The following is a 14568-nucleotide window of genomic DNA, read 5'->3' as shown; positions in this document are numbered from 1 at the left end:
AAGGTGTCCGTGTGCTGATCCGCAACCTTTTCGCCATCGCCCTGACCGGGGCTCTGGCCGCGGCCTGTTCGTCGAACGCCCCTGAAAGCCCGCCACCCGCCGTCGCGCCGGGCATGGTGCACATCCACGGCCTCGGCATCAACCCATCTGACGACAAGCTCTACGTCGCAACTCATTACGGCCTCTACACCGTTGAGCAAGATCAGGCGCCCCAACGAGTTGGTGAGCTCTCGCAGGACTTCATGGGCTTCACCGTCGCCGGCCCCGACGAATTCCTGGCTAGCGGCCACCCCGACCCCGCCGATCGTCAACAGCCCCCGCACCTCGGCCTGATCAAAAGCAGCGACGCCGGCCAGTCCTGGGAACCTCTGTCGTTGCACGGTAGCGCCGACTTCCACGCGCTCAAATACCGCCACGGACGGGTCTACGGTCACGACAGCCAATCCGGCACCGTGATGGTTAGTTTTGACCAGCGGTCCTGGCAGCAGCGCGCAGAAGTGCCCGCCGCCGTCGACCTCGCAGTATCACCGGGTGCCCCGGATGAGATTCTCGCGACAGCACGCCAAGGGCTGCTCCGAAGCACCGACGGGGCGAGGACGTTCAGCGCAGTCACCGGTGCGCCGGCACTGCTGTTCATCAGCTGGCCCGACCGCGGTCCCCTGCTCGGCGCCGACCTCGAAGGACGGCTGTACACCAGCGCCGACGACGGGCAGACCTGGCAGCCGGGCCACTCGCTCAACAACAAACCCCAGGCCCTGCTCGCCGCGGGCAACGGTCAGGTCTACATCGCCACTGATACCGCCATCTACACCTCCACCGACAACGGCGCGACCGTCAACGTCCTCACCGCTGTCGAATAGACGGCTGGCCCGAAACCCCACGCAATACCGCACCAACGCATCTGAGGAGCCGCAATGCCGGATGACCACCTTCTCATCACCGATGGCGCCACCATCGCCTACCAGCTCAGCGGCCCACCCAACACGGTGCCAGTCGGCTATGGGCACGGCGTGCTCATGAGCCGGCAGATCGTGCGCGGCCTGGGCATCTTCGACATCGACACTATCGCCGAGGGCCGCCGTCTGATCACCTACGACCAACGCGGACACGGCGCATCACGGGGCCGACCAGAACCCGAGGACTATCGCTTCGAGCAGGCAGCCAACGATCTCCTGCGCGTCCTGGACGCGGCCGGCCTCGATGAACCCATCGATTTCGCCGGATCCTCGCTCGGAGCCGCTGCAGCACTGCACGCCGCCCTCAACGCTCCTCGCCGATTCAGGCGGCTGGCACTGGTGATCCCTCCCGTCGCCTGGGAAACAGGGCCCGATCAACTGCGCCAGTGGTACTTCGACACCGCCGACCTCATCGACTCCATTGGGACAACCGCTTGGCGACAACAATGGGCCGAAGCTCCCCCACTGCCGATCTTCGCCAACTACCGGCACGGCAAATTCGAACCCGGCGTCGACGACGATGTGGTCTCCGCCGCGCTGCGCGGAGTCGGCTCCTCCGATCTACCCGACCCCAATCGGCTGACCTCCATTCGCCAGCCCACTTTGGTGCTGGCCTGGGACACCGACCCCTTGCATCCCATCTCCACCGCCGAGCGCCTCGCTGAGCTGATCCCCGACTCGACGCTGCACGTCGCTCACACCATCGACGAGATCCGCGAGTGGACGGAAATCACCAGCCGTTTCTTCAACGATTGATGCAGCGCCGCGGCGGCGGCCTAGTACCGCCGCACGTTGTGAATCGGTGCCGACGAGATCGGCGCCACTTTCACCGGCGTTCCGTACGTCGACGCGTGCACCATCAACCCGTCGCCGATGTAAATCCCCGCGTGAGACACGTCAGCATAGAAGGTCACGATGTCGCCGGGCTGAACGTCTGAAAGCGCCACCGGCTGCCCGCCCTGCGCAAGCGCCTGACTCGAACGAGGCAACGACTTGCCGTTCTGCAGAAACGCCCACTTAATCAGCCCAGAGCAGTCGAACGCATCCGGACCGGTGGCTCCCCACGAATAAGGCGACCCCACCCGTGTCAGCGCCGCCTGGACCACCGCAACACCGTTCCCCGAGGAGGCCCCGCCCGCCGGGCTCGGCATAGCAACGATGCTCGGATCGCTCACCGGCGGAGTCAATGGCAAAGGAGGCGGCGCGGGGCCAGGGTCAGCCAGAATCGCTCGCTGATCAGGCGTCAAAGCGTCGTAGCGGGCCTGCACAGCAGCAATCTGCTCCGCCATCCGACGCTGTTTGGCCTCCAGGTCGGTCCGCACTGCCGCCGCCTCATCGGCCGCACTCCGTGCTTGGGCTGCCGACTTCGCAGACCGCTCCGCAGTTGCCGCGGCCCGCGCACTGGCCGACCGGAACGCAGCCATCTGCACAGTCAGCTCCGACGCAACCGTCTTCTGGACTGCCAGCTGATCGATCAAATGCTGAGGAGACGTCGCCGTCAACGCCGCCGCCAAGGTATCCGAGCGCCCACCCATGTAGGCAGCCGCGGCCAACCTGTCGACAGCAGCCTGATACCTCACCAGCTCGGCCGCCGCTGCATCCGCGGCCATGCGATCCGAACCCGCCCCCGTCTCCGCAACCTGCTGCGCTGCGAGCTTCTCGTCAAGGTCGATCTGCGCCGTGTGAATCTGCTCTGTGGTCTGCTCCGCCAGACGCGACAATTCAGTCAGTTCGGCAAGGGCATCAGCCGCCGGATCAGCGCGCACATCGGTTGCCAAGAGCGCAGCAAAAACGCCGAAAGCCACCAAAATGCAGACGAGCCGTCTACCCAACGCGCGCGGCAGGACCGCAAGCACAGATGAAGTCACAACAGCGAAAACCTTCGGCAAAGTAAGCAAGTACGTACTAGATACGTAGGTCACGGTTAGGTTACGAGGCCAGGCAGCCGCTGTCCAGCCGGGTCTTGCGAACCAACCGGTCCATCCACTGTGGCCGGAACAGGCCCTGAAATCCGTGGCCTGTGTCCACGCCACATGAAGCGAACCGCTCCGCATCCCAATAGCACGGCGTGACACCCGATACAGGGCGATGAGGAGGACACGGCGGCAGGTGCTACCAGCGCGCAGAACAATGCGATCGCACCCCGACCTCCTCGCCGGCACCGTGCAGCGCGGCAAGGCCACTCTTGCTTACCTCAGGCTTTCTGCTCGCCGCGTCGGTCAGTCATCTTCAAGCTTGCGCGCTTGAGCAACACGCCGCGCGTCGATCTCAACGGCCACGGCACGGCGAAACGATCGGGCGGCACCGCATCTGCTGGGCCCGCACCGCCCGAGTTTCTGCTCTGCTCGTGTGGTTCGACGCCAACGCGGTGCGACGTCACGCGACGCGGTACTCGTGCAGCGCGGCTAAGCGCCCGCGCGCAACACCACCGCCGCACACCCTTTCAGCCCTTCCAGCTCGGCACTGCGACACCGCGCGCCAGACCATCCAGCTCGCCGCACCCGCTCCCACGCGCACCGGCTCCAGGGGGACCTGACGTATGTCACCACAGCGTGGCCTGATCACCGAGCAGCGCCGCCTGCACCACAGCCGCGTCCCCACCATGGCGCATCGCCTCACGCAGCGTCGCCGACCGTTCCCGTCGACTGCCGCGACCGTCGAGGCGTCGCAACGCATATCGGCCGCCGCCGCGACGCATCCGCGCCATCCGCTCCATGTTGTCACCCTGCGGGCCGGACCGACGTGCTGATGGGGTTCTGTTGCCGCCGAGATCTTGACGCACACCGGTTGTCGCATTCGTGGAGCCCGAGCACCCCAGCGGCCACCACACCGGACACGATCGCCAACGCGTAGCGGTGCGGGCGAACGCACAATCCTGAACGCTCGCGGGTCAGGTAGAGCTGACCGTAGCCATCGGCGCCGATCGCGCCGGTCCAGATGTTGCAATCCGAAGCCGTTGGGCCGCAGACGACATGGCTGTGAAAGCGCGTGATCTCGGCAGCGTGCACACGCTGATCAACAACAAGCTGTCCCGCGCTTCGCATGGCCGTTGAACCTATCCGCCGGCACTGACATTCAGCGCGGCCACCGCGGCCCGCTCCACCGGTGCCGTCACCCTGCTCCCGGGTGTTCCCTTTATCGCTGCGCAGCCCCTGCCACGTCGAGCGCTCCCCACCGCGCTGGGCAGACCTGGTGTAGTCGGACGCACAGGCCGGTTCGCAGCACCAGGGGCGCGACCGGCGTGTGCGTCAGCGGCCGACCGGCGTAACGGCGCACCTCCATGATGGCCCACGCACCCGCCGACCCACGCACCTCGGCCGTGCACATCGTCGTGCACCACCGGCCTCGTTGCACCGTTGCGCAGTGCGTCACGCCGAGGCTGCGTCCGCCGGAGGCTGGTCAGCGTGGGGGTCAACCCCCTGAGCGGTCGGGCCGGACAATGCCTCCAGACCTAGTGCATGCGAACCATTCCCGGCAGTCCGCTTCTCGCATTTCGGAGCATGCCGTGCCATGGTGCGGACGATCCCGATTCCGACGTCGGTCCGTGCGGCGATGGTCGTCAGCGTCTCACCACGGCCCTGCATACGTGCGACCGCCGCGCCGGCCTTGGCCCGATGGCCGGCCACCCGCTTGGCCGCTTCTGCGTCGACCTGCGCGCGCAGCTGGGCCAGGCGCTCCTTCTGCCACGTTTCAACTTCGGCGACCTTGCCGACTGCGACGAGAAAGTCCGCGGCGTCATCGATGTTCGCCTTATCCCGCGCGGCGCGTTCCTCGTTGGCGCGTCGGGTCGCTTCGCGTGCCCGGCGCCGGGCTTCCACCTTGGACGTTGCTGCTGTCATAGTCGCCGACAGTAGAAGGTCCACCGGCAGCGGACCACCACCGCAGCCACATTCGCCTCTCACCAATTTTTTCGCCTTCACCGCATCCGTCTACCGCCACTCACTTCCACCGCGCCCACAGCCCGCGTCACTCACCACCGAGCACCGCCCACTCAGCTCCCTGCCCCATGACCCCCTTCCGTCGCCCCACCGCAGACCACACACCTCTTGCACTCAGGTCCAGAAGGTCGCGAATCAACCTGAAGTTGACGCGTATATCTGGCGCATGGGACCAGCGCCGGATGCGCTTCATTGAACCACTTTCGTGTTCCTCCTGGTAGACGGATTTCGCTCGCAGGTGTGGTAACTTGCGGTTGTCATTGACAACTCTAAGTTGACGATAGATGGAGGTTCTCTTGTGAGCGTTCCGGGGTCGGCGCACTTGGTTCTTGCCTCGGGCGTGGTTCACCTGGACGAGGCCAGCGCAGTCTTCGAAGCGATGCTGTCTGGGTGGGGTCGTCAACAGGCGTCTCGGCTACTCGCTGCTGAGGCCACGATCGAGCCGCGGCTGGCGTTGGTGCGGCGGTTCGCAGAGTTCGCCGGGGCGCCTCCGTGGGACTGGACTGCCGGCGATGTCGAAGACTTCACGGCCGCTTTGATGTCGGGCCCGGAACGCAAAGCACCGTCGACCATTCGCGGCTATCACATGTCGTTGCGGATGTTCTGCGACTACCTACTCGATAGCCGCTACGGTTGGATCGCGCAATGCGAGAACAGGTTCGGACGGATCCCATCGCAGGTCTGTCACGACTACAACACCGCCGCGCATCTGGTCGACTACGAGGGCAAGCCCGCGCGTCGCCCGTTCACCTACGACGAACTGGAAACATTGTTCGATTTCCTCGATGATCGCGTCGATGTTCTCGCTCGGTCCAGGAACAAAGGCGCGTTCGCGGCGCTGCGCGACGCACAGATGATCAAGACGGCCTACGCCTTCGGTTTACGCCGCCGCGAGCTGTGCTATCTCGATCTCGCCGACCTGCGTCCGAACTCGCGGATGCCGGCCTGGGGCACGTTCGGCGCCGTCCACGTTCGCTACGCCAAATCACGTCGCGGCAGCTCTCCCAGGCGTCGCACCGTGCTCGCCGTTCCGGAGTTCGACTGGGTGATCGACGGACTGCGCCAATGGGTCGACCACGGCCGCCCACTCCTCAGCCCCGGGAACCGTCAAGAGCTCTGGCTGACCGAGCGTCGACGGCGCGTGGCGACCAAGACCATGGATAGGCGATTCGCCGTCGCACGGGTGCAAGCGGGACTGCCTGCCGAGCTCACCTTGCACTGCCTGCGGCACTCCTATGTCACCCATCTGATCGAGTTCGGTTATCCGGAGCGGTTCGTCACCGAACAGGTGGGGCACTCGTATGCCTCGACCACCGCGATCTATACCTCGGTGTCCGACGACTTCAAGACCAAAACACTGCAGGCGGCGCTGCGCCGCGTCTACGGATCATCCACGACGACAGGTGAAGGCGGAGATGAGCACTAGGACCGTGCTGCGGTGGAACCTGCGTCAGCTGATGGCCCAGAACGGAATGTTCGCCACCACCGACCTTGTCGCACCGCTGCACGAGCGTGGCGTGGAGATCTCCCGACAGATGGTGCACCGGATCGCGACCAAGCCCCCGCAGCGCATCAATCTCGACCTGCTCGCCGCCCTCTGCGACATCTTGTCGTGCACGCCCAACGACCTGCTCGAGCTCGTCGCCGAACAAGTCCGTGAGGCGCCCGCGGTCAACGACAGCGGACCCGGCATCGGCGACCTGCGACCCATCCGCGCCACCATCCGCCGCCCCCACGACAACCAGTGACTCAGCGGGCCTGCTGGGAGTGTGCAAGCACCATCCGGCTAACCCCACTGACGCACGGGCGTCGCATCTGTGTCGCATGCCGTCGCAGACGGCACTATCACCCCGAGAAATGCCCGCGGTGTGAGACCGTGCGGCCACTGGCGTGGCAGCTCGACGATGCCATCGTGTGCGCCTCCTGCGCCGGTGTCGCATCGATCTTCACCTGCAGCGAATGCGGCCGCGAAGAACACCCCTACGGGTTCTACCGATGCGCCCGCTGCTTCCTACGCGAGCGCCTCACCGAGCTGCTCACCGACCCGATCAGCGGCACGATTCATCACCGACTACGGCCCGTGTTCGACGAACTGATCAACGCCGACCGCCCACAGACGGTGCTCTGGTGGCTGCGAAAGAAGCCCGGTACCGGCCCGCAGCTCCTTCGCGACATGGCCTGCGGAACGCGTGAAATCAGCCACGACACCTTCAGCGATCTTCCCTCGGACCGAGCCCACGATTACTTGCGCAGCCTCCTGGTCGCGGTCGGCGTTCTGGGCCCGATCGACATCCGCGTCGAACGGATGCTGCCCTGGATCGAGGACGTTGTAGCCGAGCTTCCGGCCGAAGACGCCGCCATCGTTCGCCGATTCGCGCATTGGCATGTACTGCGCCAGATGCGCAAGGCCTCCCACGAGAACCGGCTGACGAGATCGATGACCGATGCCTGCCGTCGTCGCGTCCGCGTGGCGATTCAGTTCATGGCGTTTCTGCACACCCACGACGCCACTCCGGCGACAGCGACACAGGAGATGCTGGAGCGCTACCAGGCGCTCCACCGGAGGCCGCTCACTGCCGAGTACGCCTTCCTCGTCTGGCTACGCCAATCCCGCATCAACACCACACTGAGGGTCACCGATCCGCCACGGTCACCTCCCTCGGTAACCGTCTCGGATTCCCAGCGGTGGGCCGCCGTCGGGCGGCTGCTGCACGACGACACAATCCGCCGCAAAACCCGCATCGCGGGACTGCTCACATTGTTGTTCGCCCAACCTCTTTCGCGCATCGTCGCCCTGCGATCAAGCCAAATCTCGATCTCCGACGATCACGCCGTGCATGTCGTCTTCGCCGCCATCCCCATCCAAATGCCTCCCCTACTCGACGACCTCATCCGCGAGCATCTGGAGCAGCAATGCGAAAGCCGCTACACCCCATCCCATACGGGCTGGCTGTTCCCCGGCCGACTTCCCGGCACCCACCTGTCCACCGAGAACATCCGCACCCAGCTCGTCGCGGTCGGGGTGAAACCCTACGAACATCGCAAAGCCGCCCTCTTCCAGCTCGCCAGCGACATGCCCGCACCCGTGCTGGCCGAACTGCTCGCGATCACCACCAAGAACGCAGCCGCCTGGGCCAAACTCGCCGCCCGCGACTGGACCGATTACGTCACCGAACGCGGCAGATCAATGCCGCATCGAAGGCGGAGCTAACTCGCAACAGCGATGTCGTAACCACTCCATGCCGCCGAGGCCACGATTCGCCTGCTCTCGTCAAAGTTGTTCTTTGTCAATCCTCCTCGCCACAAGTCAAGCAATCGAGAAACGGGTTCAAGCAGTTGCGCGCCCTCAAGCGTCTGAGACGCCGAACCGCGGGTGACCTGCACTTCGGGTAGCTCACTACCCTGCTGCGAGTCTCCGCACCTCGCTGTGGAACGGAAACCAGCGTACGGCCTCGCCGATGATGGCGACGAATGGTCCTTCGATGCCATCACCGACGCGATTTGCGAGAGGCGAAAAGGGCCCGAAGACCAGCCGGCTCGACATTGTGATTTCGTTGTGCCTAGCGAGCTGAGCGCGCCGGGCGGCCCGTCTTCTTGGTGGCGATGTTCGATTTTATGGCGTCGCTGTCGGTGTTGCGGTGGGCGGCGAGAAAGTCATCGACGATGTTCGCGCAGTCATTGTGAGTGATAGTGCGAAGCCCGGTCATTCGGGCGAAGGCGAGTGGTCCGACGAGTTGGCAAAGCGCCAGTTCCTGGTCGAAGTCGTTGAGTTCGGCTTGAGCTTTTGGGCTGGTGAGTACGGCGTCAAATGGTTGACGATATTGATCGACAACTCGGGTCCGTAGCGCCCCGGATGTGTGGCGGTCTTCCGCTTGGGCATTGGAGCCGGTGGGCCCCAATGAGAGCCACGCGAGTGTCGTGACATGCAGCGGTGCGTCGTTGAAAAGGGCGGCTTGGCGGCTGAGCAATTCGATCAGCTGCTCACGGAGGGGTCCGCTGGTCGGTGCCGGAGTGGTCACTTGTGGAAGTAGGCGTTCGAACGTGGCTGCCAGTAAATGCGACGAACTGTGGAAGTGGCGGTACAGCGTGGTTCGGGCCACTTTGGATGCTTTGGTGACGGCATCGATAGTGACCGCTTCCACCCCACCGGTGCTCAGTAGCGTTGCCGCAGCATCCAGCAGCCGGGTGCGTGACCGGATGAGCCGAGGGTCCACGTCGTCGTCAGGGACGGGCACTGCCTGACTGTCGCTCACTCGTTCACCTCGGCGGTCGATCTTCACGCGATGCTGTCACGGCAGTCTAGCAGTGTGGTACTAACGGTAGCGCAGCGAAACCGATCGTATTGGAGGGTGACGGTGCCCGAAAGCCTGTTGCCGCCCGAGCGGCTGCCCTCGCACACCACGACATGCATGGGTTGCGGCCCGGACAACCCCCACGGACTGCGGTTGGTGGTGCATCGTAGCGGCGACGCGGTGTACACCGATGTGACGTTCGATGAGCGCCATATCGGGGCCCCGGGCCTGGCCCATGGCGGGGCAGTGGCCGCGGCATGTGATGACGTCCTGGGCTTCACGTTGTGGATCGCCGGAACCCCGGCGGTGACCCGCACCCTGACGGTCGAATATTTGCGGCCGGTGCCGCTGCATCAGACCCACCGGATTACTGCCCACATCGTCTCTCGTGAAGGGCGGGCGCTGCATGTCACGGCGACAGGCACGGGTGAGGGTGGGATCGCCCGCTTCACCGCCAGTGCAGTGTTCATTGTCGTCAGCCCTGAGCACTTCGCCGCACACGGCGATGTCAGCGCTTTCGGCGATCTTCTGGAGCAGTTCTCGCGCCGCGGCGGCCTCGACCCGGAGCCGTCATGACTGTCCCTCAGGCGCGCAGCCACGGGAAAACCCCGCCTTCGGAAGCGAACTCGGTCGCTGCAGAGAAGCGAGCCGCTAACGCGTCGCGTTCACGCGCGTCCGCACGGCGCCGGGAGACCATTCTTGATGCAGCTTTGGTCGTGGCCGCGGCGGGTGGTTACGAGGCGGTTCAGATGCGGACAGTTGCCGAGCGGGTCGGCATCGCCGTCGGCACGCTTTACCGCTATTTCCCGGCGAAAACCCACTTGCTGGTGGCAGCGCTGACGCGCGAGTTCCGTCGACTCGACTCGGCCGGGGACTGGGCGAGTGGTGAGGGCACACCGCTGGAACGGCTCGAACGGCTCACCGCACATCTGCATGACCGCTGGCAGCGCGACCCATGGCTGACGACGGCCATGACACGGGCCTTCGCAGTCGCAGATACCCGCGCCGCCGCGGAACTCGACCGCGCGGCCGATGAGATCCAGATCCTGCTGGCCCGCACGCTCAGGGGCGGCGAGCCCACTCCTACCGATCTGCACGTGGCTGGGATCATCTCCGACATCTGGCTGGCCAACCTCGTGGCCTTCAGCGGCCACCGCGCGACAGCCGCCGACACCCGCGACCGCATTGACCGAGCCACCAGGCGCGTCGTGACCAGCGCTGCTAGGCCAGCCGTCTACCGGTAACGATACTGCTGGTATCGCAGCGATACTTGGCGTACTCTTTGGGGATACGGCTCAACGATGCGTCGAAAAGAGACTGCCATGTACACCCAATGGATCGAAAACCTTGTCGTACAACGCCTCTCGCTGCACGGCGGCCTGGTTCTGGATTTCGATGATTACAACGAAATCGTCATCTCCTGCCCCCTACTATTGACGCTTCCTGCCGTCGGCACCTACCCCATCGAGGCGGTGCGTATTGACCCCCTCAGGATCGCGACCCACGAACGCCCGCTGCTGAACCTCGCCGGCGCACTGTGCACCCAGGCCTGGTCCAGCGACGATGGAGGGCTACACCTGAGCTTCTCGCGCGGACATCGCATCGATGTCGATCCCGACGCTGAACAGACAGCGTGGGAGCTCTATGGCATGCGCCACGGCTACATGGCCTGTCTACCTCAAGGACGGGTACGCGTGGTCCGCCATGACCTCCCCGACACCGACGACGCCAACATCGTCAACAGCGTCAGGCAATCATCGGCGGGGTCGGCGCGGCAGACCCACTAATCCGGCCGCGGACACTGCGACGGGTCGACTTGGGCGGCAATACGTGGATCAGGTTGAACGTGGACAGGACCGCCCTGGCGACATCGAGGCGGGCGAGCATTCCCGGATGATGCTGTCGAGGTTTTGTTGCACGCGTTCGGCAGTGATGCCGACCGATGGTGAATACAGCATGATGTGGTCGAGGACGCCGTTGTACCGTCTCAATTGTTCACGGACCTCGTGCGCCGTCCCGGCGACACCCATGGCGTCGATCATCTCCTCGGACACAGCGGCGAACATCGCCGGGAAATCGCGCTGGGCGAATGCTTGCCGGATGGCTCGGCCTTCGCTGGCGAAGCCGTTCACATCGAGTACCGTCTCGTAGGATTTGACCGAGGAGTAGAACGCAATCTGCTGCGCCAGTTCGCGCCTGGCGACCTCGGCGTCGTCGTGGATGGCGCACATCACCATGGAAATGATTTCCACGTCATTGGGGTCGCGGCCGGTGTGCGCGGCGCCCCTGGCGATAGCGGGCCGGACGACCTCTTCGACGTAGGTGGTTGTGAACAGCGGATGTCCGGCTAGGCCGTCGGCCACCCGCCCGGCCGCCTCGCACATCCGGGGCCGGACACCGGCAGTGACGATCGGGATCGGCCTGCTGGAGGGTCCCACGTCGCCGGTCGGGGTGAGATTCATTCTGTAGAAACGGCCCTCGTGATGGATCGGGCCTTCATGCAGGTTCCATATCCGGCGCAGCAGCATCACGAGTTCTTCCATCCGCAGGGCGGGTGCGGAGGTGTCGGGCACGCCGTGCCAGTCGCCCATCATCCGTTTGGTGCCGTTGCCGATGCCGAGTACCAGTCGTCCGTTGGAGAGTTCGTCGAGGTCGCGCGCCTCGGTGGCCAGCACCAGGGGGCTTCGGCCGACGCCGTAGAGAATGGAGGAACCGATCCGACAGTTCTGGGTGCTGTTGGCCATCGCGGCCATGGAGATCGATCCGGACCGAGAATAGAACTCCGAGGCCCATACGGCGTCGAACCCGGCCGCATCAGCGGCCTGGGCGGTCTGGGCCAGTGACTTCAGATCCGCGCCGAGAACCGACAGGCCGTAGGTGCTCATGACTGGTCTCCTGTGCGCGGGCGCAGCCCGTCGAACATGACGGCGCTGAGGGTGCTGGCGACCACCGTCTCGTCGAGGTGGTTATCGGTGACCAGGTACATGAGTGCATTGATGGTGACCGCGCCGAACAGCGCAATCGACGTCGATCGCGCATCGGGCTGAGCGACGAGGGATCCGTCGCGGGCCCCTTCGATGAGCAGGGTTTCGACGGGTTGTTGGTAGGCGGTATTGATCATCTCGGCGATAGCCGGCATGCGGGCCGCTCGTCCCAATTCGCCGATGAGTGCACGGCATACCGCTGGCCGCTGCGCCATTGCCCGCAGTTGTGCGCGGATCACGAGTTCGAGGCGTTCGGCACCGGTGCCGCCGGTGTGCACGATCGCGGTCACAGCATCGAAGATGTCCTTGAGGAGGTCTTCGAGCAGGAAAGCAAGGATGTCCTCTTTACCGGCGAAGTAGTAGTACAGCGTCGCTTTCGGCACACCGGTCACCGCGGCGACGTCTTCGATCTTGGAGTCGTTGAGCCCCTTCTCGGCGAACAAGTCCGCCGCGGCGGGAAGCCGGTCAGAGATCTGACGTGGAATCTTGCGCATTGCCCCCCTGTCCCGTTCGGCCGGTTTAGACTGCGAGTCTAAACCGTCGTTACTTTGGTGGTCGGAGGTCTTGGTGGTCTCGGTGCAAATTCGTTACGACCCGTTCGACGCCTCGATTCTCAACGACCCCTATCCGACGTATCGGTCGTTGCGTGACACGGCTCCGGTGTACCGCGCCGAGGAATCCCATACCTGGGTGTTGAGCCGGCACGCCGACGTCCAGGCCGCAGCACTGGATCACGGCACGTACTCCTCGGTGGACGGCATCTTCCCCACCCCGCCGGGATCGGACTTCATCGGCTCGTTCCTGCCGATGATGATCGTGATGGACCCTCCGCGCCACGACCAGTTGCGTGCCCTGGTGAGCCGGGCGTTCACTCCCCGGCGGGTGGCCGGGCTGCAGGGCGCCATCACACAGATGGCCGCGGAGTTGTTCGAGCGCCTCGACGAGGGCTCTGGTTCGGCGGACTTCGTGACCGACTTCGCCGCGATCCTGCCCGCTGCGGTGATCGCCGATCTGCTGGGCGTTCCCGCCACCGATCGTGATCAGTTCCGATTGTGGTCGAGCCAACTGGTCCAGGTCGACGTCAACCACGGACAAACCACCGACGCACTGACCGCCGCCGCCGCGATCTACGCCTACTTCACCGACTTCCTCGCCGACCGCCGCCAAACCCCCCGCGAGGACATGATGTCGGCGTTGGCGAACGCCACAGTCGACGGGATCGGACTGACCGACGAGGAAGTCCTCGGCTTCTGCGCGCTGCTGCTCGTCGCGGGTTACGAGACCACCACCAATCTGCTGGGGAACTCCGCGGTCGTGCTGGCCCAGCATCGGCAGACCCGCCGACGCCTGGTCGCCGATCGAACACTGTTGGGGCCGGCAGTTGAGGAGTTGCTGCGCTACGACTCACCGGCACAGGGACTTTCACGAACCCTGACCCGCGACGTCATACTGCACGACACGACGATGCGTCAAGGTGAGAAGGTGCTGCTGTTGTTCGGGTCGGCCAACCGCGACGAGCGTGCCTTCCCCGATCCGGACGTGTTCGACATCGAGCGCACCAGTGAGCACCAGGTCGCCTTCGGTCGCGGCATCCACTTCTGTCTGGGTGCGGCGCTGGCGCGGATGGAGGCCCGCATCGCTCTGGATGCGTTGTTGGACAAGGTGCCTGACTGGGAGGTCGATCTTGAATCGGCGCGGCGGCTGCGGTCCGGACCGATCCGCGGCTACACATCGCTGCCCATCACTTGGACCACGCCGATCTAGCTCGTGCCACTCTTCGACGACGCGTCGCGCGCTTCACCGCGACGGCCAGGTTCGTCGCCGTCGAGGTCGAGCACTCCGCCGCGCACGGCGACGTCGGCGCATTCGGCGACATGCTCAAACGATTCGCGGGCTCGAACGGTGATCGACCCATGACCGGACAGGAGAAAGGGGCATGGTGGTGGCAGTGACATTCGCGCACTTCGATGAGCAGATCGCCGACCAGCTGCTCAGATCGGCGAACACAGCCGGTGGGCTGTCGACGTTTCTGAGCTTTCGGCACACCGAACTCGCCGCGGGTCGGCTGGTGGCAGAGATGGAAACCCGCGCCGAACTGCTCACACCCTTCGGCACCCTGCACGGCGGATGTCTATCGGCGATGGTCGACCACTGTCTCGGAGTCGTGTTCTACCCCGTCATTCCGGCCGGATCATGGGTCGCCACCACCGAATTCAAGCTGAACCTGCTGCGACCCGTGTCCAGCGGGGTGTGTGTCGCCGTCACCGACATCGTGTCACTGGGCAAGCGCAGTGGAGTGGCGCGCATCGACATTAGCAACGGCGACAAAGCCGTCTGCGTAGCCCAGGGCACGGTCACGATCGTGAACGCCGCGGGCAACGCACTATGAAGGCGCTTG

18 protein-coding genes are annotated in these 14568 nt (G+C 64.9%); 10 read left to right on the top strand and 8 right to left on the bottom strand.

Annotated elements, in window-relative coordinates; all coding sequences use genetic code 11:
- Positions 1-11 precede the first annotated feature (11 nt).
- Positions 12-860, top strand: a complete 849-nt coding sequence (locus tag ACRCUN_RS05710; RefSeq protein ID WP_094295069.1) for a F510_1955 family glycosylhydrolase — start codon at positions 12-14, stop codon at positions 858-860.
- Positions 861-914: 54 nt separating this feature from the next.
- Entirely contained in the window at positions 915-1712 is a 798-nt protein-coding gene (locus ACRCUN_RS05705; RefSeq protein WP_370490972.1) for an alpha/beta fold hydrolase, read from the top strand.
- A gap of 20 nt (positions 1713-1732) precedes the next feature.
- On the opposite strand, the gene ripC is transcribed toward ACRCUN_RS05705, so the two are convergent.
- From ripC to ACRCUN_RS05685, 4 genes are all read right to left on the bottom strand, one after another.
- The gene (gene ripC, locus ACRCUN_RS05700; protein ID WP_462140970.1) at positions 1733-2824 is read right to left on the bottom strand and encodes a peptidoglycan hydrolase RipC; all 1092 of its coding nucleotides are present in this window, start codon (positions 2822-2824) and stop codon (positions 1733-1735) included.
- Positions 2825-3498: 674 nt separating this feature from the next.
- A complete protein-coding gene (locus ACRCUN_RS05695; protein WP_283617054.1) occupies positions 3499-3672 on the bottom strand; it encodes a hypothetical protein in 174 nt (57 codons plus the stop codon).
- 4 nt (positions 3673-3676) lie between these two features.
- Positions 3677-4000 (bottom strand): hypothetical protein, encoded by a 324-nt coding sequence (locus tag ACRCUN_RS05690; RefSeq protein WP_462140687.1) that lies wholly within the window; start codon positions 3998-4000, stop codon positions 3677-3679.
- A gap of 324 nt (positions 4001-4324) precedes the next feature.
- Positions 4325-4795, bottom strand: a complete 471-nt coding sequence (locus ACRCUN_RS05685) for a hypothetical protein (RefSeq protein ID WP_152518422.1) — start codon at positions 4793-4795, stop codon at positions 4325-4327.
- A gap of 397 nt (positions 4796-5192) precedes the next feature.
- Between ACRCUN_RS05685 and ACRCUN_RS05680 the strand changes: the two genes are divergently transcribed.
- The 3 genes from ACRCUN_RS05680 to ACRCUN_RS05670 all read left to right on the top strand — a co-directional run bounded on the left by ACRCUN_RS05680 (position 5193) and on the right by ACRCUN_RS05670 (position 8105).
- Positions 5193-6320 (top strand): tyrosine-type recombinase/integrase, encoded by a 1128-nt coding sequence (locus tag ACRCUN_RS05680; RefSeq protein ID WP_046363131.1) that lies wholly within the window; start codon positions 5193-5195, stop codon positions 6318-6320.
- Complete coding sequence (locus tag ACRCUN_RS05675; protein WP_024449211.1) at positions 6310-6642, top strand: helix-turn-helix domain-containing protein; 333 nt, start codon at positions 6310-6312, stop codon at positions 6640-6642. Before ACRCUN_RS05680 ends, ACRCUN_RS05675 begins: the two co-directional genes overlap by 11 nt.
- A 128-nt stretch (positions 6643-6770) precedes the next feature.
- The gene (locus tag ACRCUN_RS05670) at positions 6771-8105 is read left to right on the top strand and encodes a hypothetical protein (RefSeq protein WP_011856875.1); all 1335 of its coding nucleotides are present in this window, start codon (positions 6771-6773) and stop codon (positions 8103-8105) included.
- A 349-nt stretch (positions 8106-8454) separates the two neighbouring features.
- Here the strand turns inward: ACRCUN_RS05670 and ACRCUN_RS05665 are convergent, their stop codons facing one another.
- Positions 8455-9147 (bottom strand): TetR/AcrR family transcriptional regulator, encoded by a 693-nt coding sequence (locus tag ACRCUN_RS05665; RefSeq protein WP_011856876.1) that lies wholly within the window; start codon positions 9145-9147, stop codon positions 8455-8457.
- A 102-nt stretch (positions 9148-9249) separates the two neighbouring features.
- Here ACRCUN_RS05665 and ACRCUN_RS05660 point away from each other — a divergent pair, with 102 nt between their 5' ends.
- The 3 genes from ACRCUN_RS05660 (at position 9250) to ACRCUN_RS05650 (ending at position 10973) form a co-directional block, all read left to right on the top strand.
- A complete protein-coding gene (locus ACRCUN_RS05660) occupies positions 9250-9762 on the top strand; it encodes a PaaI family thioesterase (RefSeq protein WP_011856877.1) in 513 nt (170 codons plus the stop codon).
- Positions 9759-10430 (top strand): TetR family transcriptional regulator, encoded by a 672-nt coding sequence (locus ACRCUN_RS05655; protein WP_011856878.1) that lies wholly within the window; start codon positions 9759-9761, stop codon positions 10428-10430. The genes ACRCUN_RS05660 and ACRCUN_RS05655 overlap by 4 nt, the downstream gene beginning before the upstream one ends.
- 78 nt (positions 10431-10508) lie before the next feature.
- Positions 10509-10973, top strand: a complete 465-nt coding sequence (locus tag ACRCUN_RS05650; RefSeq protein WP_024449209.1) for a DUF6188 family protein — start codon at positions 10509-10511, stop codon at positions 10971-10973.
- Between the two features lie 48 nt (positions 10974-11021).
- Here ACRCUN_RS05650 and ACRCUN_RS05645 read toward each other — a convergent pair whose 3' ends face one another.
- Both ACRCUN_RS05645 and ACRCUN_RS05640 read right to left on the bottom strand, forming a co-directional pair.
- On the bottom strand, positions 11022-12071 hold the full coding sequence (locus ACRCUN_RS05645) for an LLM class flavin-dependent oxidoreductase (protein ID WP_011856880.1): 1050 nt from the start codon (positions 12069-12071) through the stop codon (positions 11022-11024).
- Positions 12068-12664, bottom strand: coding sequence for a TetR/AcrR family transcriptional regulator (locus tag ACRCUN_RS05640; RefSeq protein WP_011856881.1), 597 nt, complete (start codon positions 12662-12664; stop codon positions 12068-12070). The genes ACRCUN_RS05645 and ACRCUN_RS05640 overlap by 4 nt, the downstream gene beginning before the upstream one ends.
- 73 nt (positions 12665-12737) lie before the next feature.
- Between ACRCUN_RS05640 and ACRCUN_RS05635 the strand changes: the two genes are divergently transcribed.
- Positions 12738-13934: a cytochrome P450 gene (locus ACRCUN_RS05635; RefSeq protein WP_462140686.1), complete on the top strand. Its 1197-nt coding sequence runs from the start codon at positions 12738-12740 to the stop codon at positions 13932-13934.
- Here the strand turns inward: ACRCUN_RS05635 and ACRCUN_RS05630 are convergent.
- Positions 13931-14125, bottom strand: a complete 195-nt coding sequence (locus tag ACRCUN_RS05630; protein ID WP_462140979.1) for a hypothetical protein — start codon at positions 14123-14125, stop codon at positions 13931-13933. The genes ACRCUN_RS05635 and ACRCUN_RS05630 overlap by 4 nt on opposite strands.
- On the opposite strand from ACRCUN_RS05630, the gene ACRCUN_RS05625 reads away from it, so the two are divergent.
- Positions 14107-14559, top strand: a complete 453-nt coding sequence (locus ACRCUN_RS05625) for a PaaI family thioesterase (RefSeq protein ID WP_462140685.1) — start codon at positions 14107-14109, stop codon at positions 14557-14559. The two genes, ACRCUN_RS05630 and ACRCUN_RS05625, sit on opposite strands and share 19 nt — an antisense overlap.
- Positions 14560-14568 lie beyond the last annotated feature (9 nt).

This window comes from Mycobacterium venezuelense, assembly GCF_054919535.1.
The sequence above is the reverse complement of the archived record's forward strand: the minus strand, read 5'-3'. Positions and strand labels throughout refer to the sequence as shown.